The organism is Pseudomonas gingeri (genome assembly GCF_013386165.1).
GTDB lineage: Bacteria > Pseudomonadota > Gammaproteobacteria > Pseudomonadales > Pseudomonadaceae > Aquipseudomonas > Aquipseudomonas gingeri_C.
Map to the genome: position 1 here is coordinate 271161 of NZ_JACAOS010000018.1, position 13161 is coordinate 284321.

A 13161-nucleotide genomic window follows, 5' to 3' on the forward strand; every position below is an offset into this window, starting at 1 on the left:
TGAAACTGTTCCGGTATTGTTGCCGCCAAGAATAAAAATGCCGTTGAAACCGAGTGCTGCTTCATGACCAACCTATTGCTCTACCAACGTATTGCGCAGCAGCTCGCCGAGGATATCCGGCGGGGCGTCTATCAGCCGGGTGAGCGCGTGCCGTCGGTGCGCAAGATGAGCTCGCAGCTCAATGTCAGCCACGCCACGGTGTTGCAGGCCTATGCCAACCTGGAAGACCAGGGGCTGATCCGCGCACGTCCGCAATCGGGCTACTACGTTCACCAGACCCCGGCCCTGACCGCACCCACGCCGGACATCGCCCGGGTCGAACGGCCGGGGCTGGTCACCCGCAGCAGCATCATCCAGCAAGTGTTGGTCGAGTCCCGCCGTGAAGGTGTGTTTCCCTTCGGCGCGGCAGTGCCGTCGGTGGATTATCTGCCGGTGCGGGCCCTGCACCAGCAATTGGCCAAGGTCACGCGCTTCCACAGCCCGCGGGCGTTCAGCTACATGTTCAGTCCCGGTTTCGAGCCGTTGCGCCGCCAGGTGGCGATTCGCATGCGCGATGCCGGGGTGGTGATCGATCCCTCGGAAGTGGTGATTACCCACGGTTGCGTGGATGCCCTGCAAATGTCGCTGCGGGTGCTGACCCGTCCGGGCGACCTGATCGCCGCCGAGTCGCCGACCTATTACGGGCTGCTGCAACTGGCCGACCTGCTGGGCCTGAAAGTCATCGAGATTCCCAGTGACCCGTCCATCGGCATGAGCCTGGAGGCCCTGCAACTGGCGGCCAACCAATGGTCGATCAAGGCCCTGGTGTTGACCACCCGGCTGAGCAATCCCCTGGGCGGTACCATGCCGGAAGAGCGGCAGAAGCAGTTGCTGCGCCTGGCCTCGGACTTCGATATCCAGATCGTCGAAGACGATATCTATGGCGAGCTGATGTTCGAAGTCGGTCGGACCAAGGCCCTCAAGGCCTATGACCGCCTGGACCGGGTGATCTACTGCTCGAGCTTTTCCAAGACCCTGTCGCCCGGCGTGCGGATCGGCTGGATGATCGCCGGAAAGTTCCAGCAGGAAATCCAGCGCTTGCAGACCTTCAGCACCCACTCGGCGTGCAGCGTGACGCAGATGGCGGTGGCGGCTTACCTGGAGAACGGCGGCTACGACCGGCACCTGCGTTATATCCGCCAGGAGTATCGCAAGAACCTCAGTGCCTTCCAGCTGGCGGTGCAGCAGTTCTTCCCGGAGGGGACGCAGATGACCCGGCCCACGGGCGGTTTCATCCTGTGGGTGAGCCTGCCGGGCAGGGTCAATACCCAGGAGTTGCACGTGCGGGCGCTGCAGCAAGGCATCAGTATCGCCCCGGGGCTGATCTTCAGTAACACCGAGCAGTTCAACCACTGCATCCGGCTCAACTGCGGGATTCCCTGGAATCGCGAGGCCGAGCGGGCGTTGATGACCCTCGGCATGCTGGCCAGCCAACTGTGCCAGGAGACGGCGGCCGGACTGCTGTGACGGCACGGGGGGACAGGCAGGGGCGGTCTTGATGATCGACCCGCTTGTCAGGAGGCGCTCAACAAGCGAGCATATGGGCCCTCTGTCGTCCTTGTCGTAGAGCCTATGAAAGCGACTTTTTCCATTCGTTTGCTGTTGATGATCGTACTGACAGGCATGGGTGCGGGTGTTGCCGCGATGGCGCAGGCCCAGGACACAAGCGTACCGGCGACGGCGGCGAAGAAACCGCTCGGGGCCCCGGCCACCACTGTCAAGCTGGTGAAGAAAAAGCCGCTGCCGACCAAGCGGGCAACAACCCACAAGGCTGCCTCTGGCAAGTCCAGACGGCGTGCGCCGATCGCCGCCAAGGCGGTACCGGCCAGCGAGGCGCTGAAAACCACGCTGCCACCGGCCAAGCTGGATCTGAGCCTGCCCCAGGACATGGTCAAGCACCTTGAGCCGGTGGGCACGGTGCCGTTGTCGAAAAGCCGGCCGTTGTTACCGCAGCTGTTCGAGAAAACGCCTGACCAGACGCCTTTCCAGCTCAACGGGCGTTTGCTCAAGAATGAAATGGATCTGCAGTTGCGCAACGAGAACCGCAAGGAAGTTGACGGCGCGGCCCTGGATTTTGAATTCAAACAGTAAAATCGCGGCTACCCTTACGACACTTCGTCGGTGACTGCCCGGTCATGGACCTTATCCGTGAAAAACAATTGTGCGACCAATTTTAAACAGCCGTTTTAGCGGTTACTCTGTCTTCCACACACCTTTTCCCTTATCAGGAGCGTGTCGTCATGAAGTGCCGTGAGGGCTGTGGCGCTTGTTGCATCGCCCCTTCCATCAGTACGCCGATTCCGGGTATGCCCAACGGCAAGCCGGCGGGAGAACGTTGCGTGCAACTCTCGGTCGAAGGTCTGTGCGGTCTGTTCGGCCAACCTGAACGGCCGCTTGTGTGCGGGGCGTTCCAGGCTGATCCCGAGGTCTGTGGTGACAGCCGCGAAGAGGCGATTCGGCTGATCGGCTGGTGGGAGCAAATGACCGCGGCGTGAGGTGTGTTCAATGACCGGAACTTCAACAATAAGGAATAAAACAATGAGTTCGCTGCATCGAATGGCTGTTGTGTGTGGTTTGACTGTCCTGCTGAGTGGTACCGCGTACGCGCAGACCTGGGAAACGGCCAAGGATCAGGACGGCATCAAGGTGTCCCTGAGTGAAGTGGCCAACTCCAACTACAAAGCCTACCGGGGCGTGACCCTGATCAAGGCGCCGGTGGCGAAGATCCAGGCCTTGCAGGAAGACGTGGCCGGCGCCTGTGCCTGGATTCATGAGTGCAAGACCCAGAAGCTGCTGAAAAAGGACGGTGACCTGAGCTGGACCTACACCCAGTTCAAGGCGCCGTTCCCGGTCACCGATCGCGACTCGATCCTGCAGATCACCACCACGACAGGCGCTGATGGCAGCCTGACCCGTACGCTCAAGGAAGTGCCGACCTACCTGCCGGAAGAGAAAGGCTATGTCCGTGTTGCCCAGGTGGACGGCTTCTGGAAGCTGGTGCCCAAGGACGGCGGCATGACCGAAGTCACCTACCAGGTGCACACCGAGCCGGGCGGCAGCGTGCCTTCGTGGCTGGCCAACAAATTTGTGGTTGAGGCACCGTTCAATACCCTCAAGGCCCTGAAGGAACGCGCCGAGAAGTGATCTGAAGGTGAATCTGTCAGGGGCGGGTCGTGCAAAGTCGTTTGAACGATCCGCCGCTCCCCGCAGTCCAGATGCTGTAAGCCCCTTCATGGGCTTTATCGAGGAGGCACCGATGAGCAAGTGGGCAGTTACCTTCGTCGACGATCATGGCGTGCGGGACACGGAGCACTTCGAATGTGCCAGCCAACCGGACCTGGAACAGGCCGCGCGATTGATTCGCGCCAAGCTGTTGCCGGTGCCCGCCGCGCTGGATCTCAATGACCTGGACGGCCGTACGCCGGAGCCGACGGTCAAAAGCCTGAAGGATCAGAATAGCATCCAGATCCTCAGTATCACGCCCTCACCCTGAACGGATTTTTTCCTCTGCGCCCCCCCTGGCAGAGGCGATGTCATCGCGCTACTCTGCAAGGGAGATCAGCGAGTGATTCGCTATAGGTCTGGTCTTGTCAGCTACATGCTTGTTTCCCGATTGTTGTAACGCCAGCGCTGTTCGGTGCCTGGTTCGGGAGTACGGAAAGTCTATCCAACGCTTGCTGAGGAGGACGTTTCATGAGCACAGCCTATCAAGAAGACATCAGCAGCAACGTGCTGCGCCGCATGAAAGAAGGCGGTTTTGATTTCGCACGCATCCATCCCATCGAGTTCTATGCCGTTTTCCCGGACGAGGAGCGGGCGCGCAGGGCGGCAGGTAAATTTCGCGGTGAATCCTTGAATGCCCAGGTCAGTGTCCGCGACGACGGTGCCTGGTATCTGGAGCTGAGCAAGGTGATGTACGCCACCTATGGCGGCATCGGTGACTTCGAGCAGAACTTCGGGGCGGTGGTCGAGCCCCTGGGCGGCACCATCGAAGGCTGGGGCGTCAAGCACCCGGTACGGGCGCTTAATTGAGCGACTTCTTTCCAGCAGCAGCGGCTGACCCCAGGGTCGGCCGTTTTCGCATACGCGCACAAAAAAGGGCCACTCGGGCAGCCGATAGAACTCTGACTATGCTGGAGATAGGTCAGGCCTGCTTCGCAATGAGGCGCGGCTGATCGCATTGGGGCGTTTACTGCACATCTATGGTGCGGCGCAGGTTGGATGATTATCCAACTCTTTGATATTTAAGCGTTTATGCCGATGGCACGAGCCTTGCGAAGGCTCTTGTGACCGGGTGACAAGGAGCACGGCATGATCCGCACCTATTTTGACGAGATGTACGATGCAGGCGGCCAGGTTCGCCCGCATTACCGGGAATTTGCTCGTTGGCTGGCCGATACTCCCGAGGAGTTGTTGGCGCAACGGCGACGTGAGGCCGATCTGCTGTTTCATCGCGCCGGGATTACCTTCACCCTCTATGGCGACGATCAGGGCACCGAACGCCTGATTCCGTTCGACACCATTCCCCGCAGTATTCCCGCCAGTGAATGGCGCGTCGTGGAACGCGGCTGCATCCAGCGGGTCAAGGCGCTGAACATGTTTCTCGCCGACCTCTACCATGAACAACGAATCATCAAGGCCGGGATCATTCCCGCCGAACAGGTCCTGGCCAACGAGCAGTACCAGTTGGCCATGCAGGGCCTGAACCTGCACCGCGATATCTACTCGCATATTTCCGGGGTCGATCTGGTCCGTGATGGCGACGGCAGCTACTACGTCCTGGAAGACAACCTGCGCACTCCCAGCGGCGTGAGCTACATGCTCGAAGACCGCAAGATGATGATGCGACTGTTTCCTGAACTGTTCGCCGCCCAGCGCATCGCCCCGATCGACCATTACCCCAACCTGTTGCTCGACACGCTGAAAAGCTCCAGCCCGCTGGACAACCCGAGCGTGGTGGTACTGACGCCCGGGCGCTTCAACAGTGCCTTCTTCGAGCATGCGTTCCTGGCTCGGGAAATGGGTGTGGAACTGGTGGAAGGCGCCGACCTGTTCGTGCGTGACGACAAGGTCTTCATGCGCACCACCGACGGCCCGAAACAGGTGGATGTGATCTATCGCCGCCTCGACGACGCTTTCCTCGATCCTTTGGCGTTCAACCCCGACTCGATGCTCGGCGTGCCTGGCCTCTTGTCGTCCTACCGGTCCGGCAATGTGGTCCTGGCAAACGCCATCGGCACTGGGGTGGCGGACGACAAGTCGGTGTACCCATTCGTCACCGACATGATCCGTTTTTACCTGGACGAAGAGCCGATTCTGAAGAACGTGCCGACCTGGCAGTGTCGCAAGCCCGAGGAACTCTCCCACGTGCTGGCGCATCTACCTGAATTGGTGGTCAAGGAAACCCAGGGCTCGGGCGGCTACGGCATGCTGGTGGGGCCGGCGGCGAGCGCCGCGGAAATCGAGAATTTCCGCGCCCGGCTCAAGGCCAAGCCCCATGCCTATATCGCCCAGCCGACGTTGTCCTTGTCGACCTGCCCGACCTTTGTCGAGAGCGGCATCGCTCCGCGCCATATCGATCTGCGCCCATTTGTCCTCTCCGGTCGTGAGACCCGTGTCGTGCCGGGCGGGCTGACCCGCGTCGCACTGCGCGAAGGCTCCCTGGTGGTGAACTCGTCCCAGGGCGGCGGCACCAAGGACACCTGGGTGGTCGAGGATTAAGGAAGACTGACATGCTAAGTAGAACTGCCTCGGATTTGTATTGGATGTCGCGTTATCTGGAGCGCGTGGAAAATCTCGCGCGGATGCTCGACGTCAGTTATTCGCTGTCGTTGATGCCCCAGGACGGTCGCGGCGACGGTCTGCATGAAATGGCCATGCCGCTGTTGATCACCGGCACCCTGGACGATTACCTGGAGCGCCATGGCGAGCTGCATGCCGACCGGCTGCTGCATTTCTTCGCCCTGGACGCGGCCAACCCGGCGAGCATCTTCAGTTGCCTGCGGGCGGCACGGGCCAGTGCCCATGCGGTGCGTGGGCGGATTACCGCGGACATGTGGGAAAACATCAACGCCACCTGGTTGGAGATTCGCGGCATTGCCGACCAGGGCCTGGGGCGTTATGGCATGAGTCGTTTCTGCGAGTGGATCAAGGAGCGTTCCCACCTGTTTCGTGGCGCGTCCTACGGCACCATCATGCGTAACGATGCGTTTCGTTTTATTCGCCTGGGGACCTTTATCGAAAGGGCCGACAACACCTTGCGCCTGCTGGATGCCCGCTACGACATGGCTGGCGACCAGGCCGACGCGGTCAGCGACGGTACGGCCCACGCCTACTACCAGTGGAGTGCATTGTTGCGGGCGCTGTCGTCGTTCGAGGCCTACACCGAGATCTACCGTGATGCCCCGGGCGCGCGGCAGGTTGCCGAACTGCTGTTGTTACGTGCCGACGTGCCACGCTCGTTGCGTGCCTGCACCGAAGAAATCGACCAGATCCTTGCCAGCCTGCCCGGTATCAATGGCCGGCCGGCCCAGCGATTGGCCGCCGAGATGGACGCGCGACTGCGCTACACCGGTATCGATGAAATCCTCGACGAAGGCCTGCACACCTGGCTGACCGAGTTCATTCCGCTGGTTGCCGAACTGGGCAACGCCATACACAGTTCCTACCTGGAGGCTGCATGAGACTTTCCATTAGCCACGAGACCACCTATCACTATGAGGATCAGGTGCGGGCGAGCATCCAGTATTTGCGTCTGACTCCCCACGACAGCGAGCGCCAGCACGTGCTCAGCTGGCAACTGACCCTGCCGCGTCCGGTGCGGGCGCAGCTCGATCCGTTTGGCAATATCCTGCACGTGTTGACCCTGGACGAGCCCCATGAGGCCATCATCATCGGCGCCCGGGGCCAGGTCGACATCGACGAACAGCGCGAGGCCGAGCACGAGAGCCAGTCGGCCTTGCCGTTCCTGCGCATGACCCGCCTGACCGAGCCGGACGATGCCCTGCGCGGTTTTGCCGACAAGCAATGCCGCAAGCGGCGCGATCGCAGTGCGTTGATCGACCTGATGCAGGCGCTTAACCAGCATATGGCCTACACGCCGGGTGCCACCGAAGTCGACACCAGCGCCGCCCAGGCCTTTGCCCGGCGCGCCGGGGTGTGCCAGGACCATACCCATGCGTTCCTGGCCTGCGCCCGCAGCCTGGGGATTCCAGCGCGTTATGTGTCAGGGTATCTGTACAGCGAGAACAGCGAGCACCTGGCCAGCCATGCCTGGGCCGAAGCCTGGCTGGATGACGCCTGGTACAGCTTCGATGTGACCAATCAGCTGTCCCGTCCGGAGCGCCATCTGAAGCTGGCGGTGGGCCTGGACTACCTCGACGCCTGTCCGGTACGGGGCATGCGCCGGGGCGGCGGTTGTGAGCAGATGCACGCCAAGGTGCTGGTGTCGCCGGCGCCGGTCTTGCCGATCCTGTCGGTGCAGCAGCAATAACGCTGACGCCCTAGATCGGCTGCTTGCGTTTGGCCATGTGCTTCAAGTACGCCAGCAGTTGATCCAGTTCGCTATCCGGCAGTACCGCCGGGGCGAACGCTGGCATCTTCGCCTGCGGCCAGTGCCGCAGGCTCTGCGGATCACGGATATAGCGCTTGAGATAACCTGCGGCGAAATATTCGGTGGGGTTGTAGGGCACGTTCAGGTCCGGTCCGACCTGGGCATCCCCGGCACCGTTGAGTCGGTGGCAGGCCATGCAGTTTTTCTGAAACAGCGCGAAGCCTTTGTTCACCGGATCATTCGCCGCCAATTTCGGGTCCGGGCGCAGGGCGGGGAAACGTTCGGCCACCGTTGCCAGGCGCTTGATGCTCGCCATCTGATAAGGCCATTGCTCAGGGCTGATATGGCCTGCCTGCGGGTCGGTCCAGACCAGGTAAAACGGTCCGGCACTGGGTTTGCCGTCAGCCAGTGGCGGCCAGGGCTTGCTCGGGTCCTCCACCGCCAGCCAGGCCTGCGCGCCTTGGCGACTCAACAGTGGGCCGGCACTCATCTCGGCGGCAAATCCATCCAGTGCCACCGCTTGCAGGTGATCGTCGGCCTTGATGCCTTGGAGTAATGTCGCCATCGGCACGGCGCGATAGCTCATGTCGCGCTTGTAGGAGACATCATCCTTGATCGTGATGGTCTGGGCCTGGCCCAGCAGCTCCTCGGTTTGCCAGGTCCGGCTGCCGGTGCCCTGGGGCAGTTCCAGCTGCGCAGCGTAAAGGGTCGGGCAGAACAGCAGGGCGGTGAACAGTATCAGTGGTTTCATTCGGCGGGAGGACCTGATGGGGCGGCTTCGTCGGCGGTTGCGTTGTCGTCTTCGAAGACCCAGCCAGGGGTGTCCTCGACATGGTCGAAGATCGCGTCGCGCAATTCATCGTAGTTACCGCCGTTGACGATGCCGAGGTAGCCATGCTTGATCAGCGTGTCTTCGGCGTCGAGGGCGTGTTGGTTGGTGTCGCTGTAGATCACGACTACGGCGCTGGGGTCGAGCACCACCTGGCGCAACTGGTAGGCCAGGCCCTCGGCGTTACTGCCGGTGCCGTCCTCCAGTGTCAGGTCCACTTGCAGCGAGTTGTGCACATTGCCGGCGGCAAAATCGGCGTTATTACGCAAATCGAGGATCAGCGCACCGTCACGGATTTCGTCCACCGCGCGATTCACATCGATGATGCCCGCCTGGGCGCAAGAGCTGATGAGTAACCCGGTAATGACGATCCAGTGGCGCATGAGTCTCCCTCCCTCGAGTCATAGCTCAAGATTGGCACACAAAACCGCACTTCGGTAGTGAACCCATGAAGGTTGCGGCACAGTTGCCTGGAAACACGCCATGGAGCGCCTAGCCGATCACTTTGGTGAGGTTCGGCAAGATCAACAGCAGCGTGGTGGCGATGACGATGAGACCGGCTTGACGGATTTTCGAATGTTTGAACATGGCGGACTGCCTTTTGTTGTTATTCCTGACGACGACTACTGACAACAATGCTGATGCAGACGGTGCCTCGGCAAAACCCGACGGCCATCGCTACAGGCTTAACCTTAGAGCCCGCGTCTCACTTGACTTAGAACCATTTCGTATCAACTAACCAGGAAATATTTTCAAAAAGGCATGAGGCATATTGCCAACCGCCTAGCGGGCCTTTTGCTAGACACCTGCAAAGGTGAAACACGGCCATCCCTTAGCAGACTACCGTTCGTCCGAGTGTGCTGATCAGGGCCGTTCAGCCGTTGGTTTGCCAGTGTGCCGCCAAGCTGAACCGGAGCTTTCGGCAGCGCGTTCTGTACTTGCCTTGAGCGAGGGTTTCAAGGCAGGCTCGGGTTTCACTTCTTGTCTTTTGTGTCAGGTACTTTTATGTCGTTACGCATCTGCATTTTGGAAACCGATGTCCTGCGCCCAGAACTGGTCGATCAATATCAGGGCTATGGGCAGATGTTCGAGCGCCTCTTTTCCCGTCAACCGATCGCGGCGCAGTTCAGCGTCTTTAATGTGATGCAGGGTACCTACCCGAGTGACGAGCTGAGCTTTGACGCGTACCTGGTGACCGGCAGCAAGGCGGACTCCTTCGGCAGCGATCCGTGGATCCAGACCCTCAAGGCTTACCTGCTCAACCGCTACGAACGCGGCGACAAGCTGCTGGGCATCTGCTTTGGCCATCAGTTGCTGGCGCTGCTGCTGGGTGGCAAGACCGAGCGGGCGACCCAGGGCTGGGGCGTGGGCATCCATCAATACAAGATGGCCGCCAAGGCGCCATGGATGAGCCCGGTGCGCGAAGAGCTGACCTTGCTGATCAGCCACCAGGACCAGGTCACCGCATTGCCGGCAAACGCCACAGTGATCGCCTCCAGCGATTTCTGCCCTTTTGCGGCCTACCACATCAACGATCAGGTGCTGTGCTTCCAGGGGCATCCGGAATTCATCCACGATTACTCCCGGGCGCTGCTGGATATTCGCCAGGAATTTCTCGGCGAGCAGATCTATTCCAGTGGCGTGGCCAGCCTGGTGCACGAGCACCACGGCACCACGGTGGCTGAATGGATGATGCGTTTCGTCGCGCATAAGCCAGAGACTGCATCGGCGTGACCTTGTAGGAGCCGGCTTGCTGGCGATGAACGATAACGCGGTATAGCAGAGATACCGCGCCGTCTGAGTCGCCGGCAAGCCGGCTCCCACAGGACCGTGTCTCACCACAAAAATATCGTGTTGCCGAGCCCCCTGTAGGAGCGAGCTTGCTCGCGATGAGGCCCTTGAGCCTGGCGGTGCTCTTTACAGCCAGCCGGATCGCTTGAAACTGGCCCACAACCCTGTGCAGCCCACGGCAATAAAGCCCAATACGGTGAAATAACCGTAGTGCCAGCTCAGCTCCGGCATGTTCTGGAAGTTCATCCCGTAGATCCCGGCCACCGCCGTCGGAAACGCCAGGATCGCCGCCCAGGCGGCGAACTTGCGCTGCACCACGCTCTGGCGCGCGGCCTCCAGCAGCACACCGATCTCGATGGTCTGGCTGGCGATATCGCGCAGCGTCGCCAGGTCTTCCATCTGCCGGGTGACATGGATCTGCACATCGCGGAAATACGGGCGCATGTTCTTGTCGATGAACGGGAAGTCCAGGCGCGACACTTCCTCACTGATCTCCACCATCGGCGCCACGTAGCGGCGCAGGCGCAGCACATCGCGACGCAGGTAGTGGATGCGCTGGATATCGCCCTCGTTCAGCGAGCTGGTGAGCACATTCTTTTCCAGCTCGTCGATTTCGGCATGGATGGCTTCGGTGACGGGCTGATAGCTCTCGGTGACGAAGTCCAGCAGGGCATACAGCACAAAGTCCTCACCGTGCTCCAGCAGCAGTGGTCGCGCTTCGCAGCGCTGCCTGACGTGGGCGTAGGATTTCGAGTGGCCGTTACGGCAGGTGATGATGTAGCCATTGCCGGCAAAGATGTGGGTTTCGATGAACTCCAGCTTGCCTTCGTTGCGGATCGGCGAATAGGTGACGATAAACAACGCATCGCCGAAGCTTTCCAGCTTGGGTCGGCTGTGTTTTTCCAGGGCGTCTTCAATGGCCAGTTCGTGGAGATTGAACTGCTTTTGCAGGCTGGCCAGTTCCGCAGCGTTGGGCTCTTCCAGACCGATCCAGACAAAATGGTCCGGTTTGGCCGCCCAGGCACTGCCTTCATCGAGGGTGATATCCCGGACTTTCCTGCCGGCGCTGTAAACCGCCGAGGCAACAACTCTACCCATAGTGCTGATCACTTCTTCTTTTTGGAGGGAGGGGCGCGGTGCAGCTTATCCTGCCCTGCCTGATCAGAGTCAGCAAACCCGTGGGAGTTCGGGGAAAAGTTGTTGATCCATGGCCTCGATGCAGGCGCGCATCTGCTCGCGGCATTCGGCGATCAGCAGGGGCATGTCGTCCAGGGTCAGTCCGGCGGTAGGAATCGCCGGCAGCGAGCGGATCAGGATCTTGCCGCTGCGCCAGCGGTTCAGGCGCATGTGCTTGATGTAGCTGCTGACACACACCGGCACGATCGGTACACCGGCGGCGATGGCCATCTGAAAGGCGCCTTTCTTGAACGGCAGCAGGTCTTCGCCCAGATTGCGCGTGCCTTCCGGGAAGACCCAGATCGAGGTGTCCTTGTGCTGCAAGGTTTCGGTGGTGGTCAGCATGGAGCGCCGGGCCTTGTGGGTGTTGCCGCGATCGATCAGCACATTGCCGGCCAGCCAGAACAACTGGCCGAACAGCGGCACCCACTTCAGGCTTTTCTTGCCGATGCACACAGTACGGCGGGGGACCACATTGCCGAAGACGAACAGGTCGTAGTTGGACTGATGATTGGCGACGATCACGCAGCTTTGCGGCTTGTTCATCAACGCGCCGACCTCGGCCTTGACCCGCAGGCGCAGGATGCACATCGCCGGCAGCGCATAAAGGCGGGCACAGAGGCGGCTGTTGTCCGGATTGAACGGACGACACAGCCCGAGCAATACGCCGAGCACACCGGCCAGCACAAAATGCAGCGCCATCAATAACATACGTAGCAGAAACAGCATCTACAGAACCCGCCCGGACAAAAAGTGGCGCAGTGTACGGATGTGCACTGTTTTCGGCAATTGCCGTCTGTAGCCGGGAGATGGTGATGTTTTAGCGTATGTTTCCGCTTGATGGCGGCAGGTGCGGATTAGAGCGGTTGCGCGTCCGACAAGACCCTTGTAGGAGCGAGCTTGCTCGCGATGGACGTTAACGATAACGCGCGTTTGCAGGGTAAATGCGGCGCTCTCAAATCCATCGCAAGCAATCGGGCATTGACCGACTGCTCCTACAAGGGTTCGTATTCGCTTAACTGACCGGCAGGGCTTTAACCCATATGTGCCTGATCAAGAATGATCGCGTTATCCAGGGTTTCCAGCAGTGCCTTGCGCACTTTCAACTTGGTGTTCTTGTGGGCGTTCATATTGATCTTCTTCAGCGCATGGGCGGCGGCCAGTGCGGTGTCTTGCAAGGCATCGGCAGCCACCACCTTGTCGAGGAACCCCGCGCCCACGGCGTCCTGCGGGTTGAACATCTCGCCATTGATCACCGAGCGCTGGAACGCCGAGTTGCCGAGGCGATCCCGGGCCAGCTCGATCCCGGCGTGGTGCATGGTCATACCGATCTGCACTTCATTCAGGCCGATGCTGAACGGTCCCTCGACGCCGATACGGTAATCGGCCGAGAGCAGCAGGAAGGCGCCTTTGGCCACCGCATGCCCCGGGCAGGCGACGATAACCGGGAAGGGATGTGCCAAAAGGCGACGGGCGAGGGTGGAGCCGGCGGTTACCAGGCTCACGGCTTCCTTGGGACCGGCGGTCATGACCTTCAAGTCGTAGCCGCCGGAGAGAATGCCTGGCTGGCCGGTGATGATCACGATGGCGCGGTCGGCGGTGGCCTGGTCCAGCGCGGCGTTGAACGCGGTAATCACGTCCGGGGAAATGGCATTGACCTTGCCATTGCTCAAGGTCAGGGTCGCGATACCGTCGTCGAGGTGGTAAGAGATCAATTCACTCATGACGCAATTCCTTATATAGAAGTGAGGCAGACGTTACCCAGCCGCCGGGG

The 13161-nt window shown here is 60.6% G+C and carries 16 protein-coding genes; 11 read left to right on the forward strand and 5 right to left on the reverse strand.

Features of this window, described 5'->3' with window-relative positions; translation table 11 throughout:
- Positions 1 to 63 precede the first annotated feature (63 nt).
- The 9 genes from HX866_RS22870 (at position 64) to HX866_RS22910 (ending at position 7531) form a co-directional block, all read left to right on the forward strand.
- The gene (locus HX866_RS22870) at positions 64 to 1506 is read left to right on the forward strand and encodes an aminotransferase-like domain-containing protein (protein WP_177094787.1); all 1443 of its coding nucleotides are present in this window, start codon (positions 64 to 66) and stop codon (positions 1504 to 1506) included.
- A 105-nt stretch (positions 1507 to 1611) separates the two neighbouring features.
- Positions 1612 to 2130, forward strand: a complete 519-nt coding sequence (locus HX866_RS22875; RefSeq protein ID WP_177094789.1) for a hypothetical protein — start codon at positions 1612 to 1614, stop codon at positions 2128 to 2130.
- Positions 2131 to 2279: 149 nt separating this feature from the next.
- Entirely contained in the window at positions 2280 to 2534 is a 255-nt protein-coding gene (locus HX866_RS22880; protein ID WP_177094791.1) for a YkgJ family cysteine cluster protein, read from the forward strand.
- Positions 2535 to 2577: 43 nt separating this feature from the next.
- On the forward strand, positions 2578 to 3183 hold the full coding sequence (locus HX866_RS22885) for an START domain-containing protein (RefSeq protein ID WP_177094793.1): 606 nt from the start codon (positions 2578 to 2580) through the stop codon (positions 3181 to 3183).
- Between the two features lie 112 nt (positions 3184 to 3295).
- Entirely contained in the window at positions 3296 to 3532 is a 237-nt protein-coding gene (locus HX866_RS22890) for a hypothetical protein (RefSeq protein ID WP_256261577.1), read from the forward strand.
- Between the two features lie 200 nt (positions 3533 to 3732).
- On the forward strand, positions 3733 to 4071 hold the full coding sequence (locus HX866_RS22895; protein ID WP_100940701.1) for a ribonuclease E inhibitor RraB: 339 nt from the start codon (positions 3733 to 3735) through the stop codon (positions 4069 to 4071).
- Between the two features lie 279 nt (positions 4072 to 4350).
- Entirely contained in the window at positions 4351 to 5760 is a 1410-nt protein-coding gene (locus HX866_RS22900) for a circularly permuted type 2 ATP-grasp protein (protein WP_177094797.1), read from the forward strand.
- Between the two features lie 11 nt (positions 5761 to 5771).
- On the forward strand, positions 5772 to 6722 hold the full coding sequence (locus HX866_RS22905; RefSeq protein WP_177094799.1) for an alpha-E domain-containing protein: 951 nt from the start codon (positions 5772 to 5774) through the stop codon (positions 6720 to 6722).
- Positions 6719 to 7531, forward strand: a complete 813-nt coding sequence (locus tag HX866_RS22910) for a transglutaminase family protein (protein ID WP_177094801.1) — start codon at positions 6719 to 6721, stop codon at positions 7529 to 7531. The genes HX866_RS22905 and HX866_RS22910 overlap by 4 nt, the downstream gene beginning before the upstream one ends.
- 10 nt (positions 7532 to 7541) lie before the next feature.
- Here the strand turns inward: HX866_RS22910 and HX866_RS22915 are convergent, their stop codons facing one another.
- Together HX866_RS22915 and HX866_RS22920 are read right to left on the reverse strand one after the other, a co-directional pair.
- On the reverse strand, positions 7542 to 8342 hold the full coding sequence (locus HX866_RS22915; RefSeq protein ID WP_177094803.1) for a cytochrome c: 801 nt from the start codon (positions 8340 to 8342) through the stop codon (positions 7542 to 7544).
- A complete protein-coding gene (locus HX866_RS22920) occupies positions 8339 to 8803 on the reverse strand; it encodes a rhodanese-like domain-containing protein (protein ID WP_177094805.1) in 465 nt (154 codons plus the stop codon). The genes HX866_RS22915 and HX866_RS22920 overlap by 4 nt, the downstream gene beginning before the upstream one ends.
- 100 nt (positions 8804 to 8903) lie before the next feature.
- Between HX866_RS22920 and HX866_RS22925 the strand changes: the two genes are divergently transcribed.
- Both HX866_RS22925 and HX866_RS22930 read left to right on the forward strand, forming a co-directional pair.
- The gene (locus HX866_RS22925; RefSeq protein ID WP_177094384.1) at positions 8904 to 9050 is read left to right on the forward strand and encodes a hypothetical protein; all 147 of its coding nucleotides are present in this window, start codon (positions 8904 to 8906) and stop codon (positions 9048 to 9050) included.
- A 375-nt stretch (positions 9051 to 9425) separates the two neighbouring features.
- The gene (locus HX866_RS22930) at positions 9426 to 10154 is read left to right on the forward strand and encodes an amidotransferase (RefSeq protein ID WP_177094807.1); all 729 of its coding nucleotides are present in this window, start codon (positions 9426 to 9428) and stop codon (positions 10152 to 10154) included.
- A gap of 183 nt (positions 10155 to 10337) precedes the next feature.
- Here the strand turns inward: HX866_RS22930 and HX866_RS22935 are convergent, their stop codons facing one another.
- The 3 genes from HX866_RS22935 to HX866_RS22945 all read right to left on the reverse strand — a co-directional run bounded on the left by HX866_RS22935 (position 10338) and on the right by HX866_RS22945 (position 13111).
- On the reverse strand, positions 10338 to 11309 hold the full coding sequence (locus HX866_RS22935) for a magnesium and cobalt transport protein CorA (RefSeq protein ID WP_177126331.1): 972 nt from the start codon (positions 11307 to 11309) through the stop codon (positions 10338 to 10340).
- Between the two features lie 69 nt (positions 11310 to 11378).
- On the reverse strand, positions 11379 to 12116 hold the full coding sequence (locus HX866_RS22940; protein ID WP_177126333.1) for a lysophospholipid acyltransferase family protein: 738 nt from the start codon (positions 12114 to 12116) through the stop codon (positions 11379 to 11381).
- Positions 12117 to 12421: 305 nt separating this feature from the next.
- Positions 12422 to 13111: a crotonase/enoyl-CoA hydratase family protein gene (locus tag HX866_RS22945; RefSeq protein ID WP_177094813.1), complete on the reverse strand. Its 690-nt coding sequence runs from the start codon at positions 13109 to 13111 to the stop codon at positions 12422 to 12424.
- Positions 13112 to 13161: the final 50 nt, after the last annotated feature.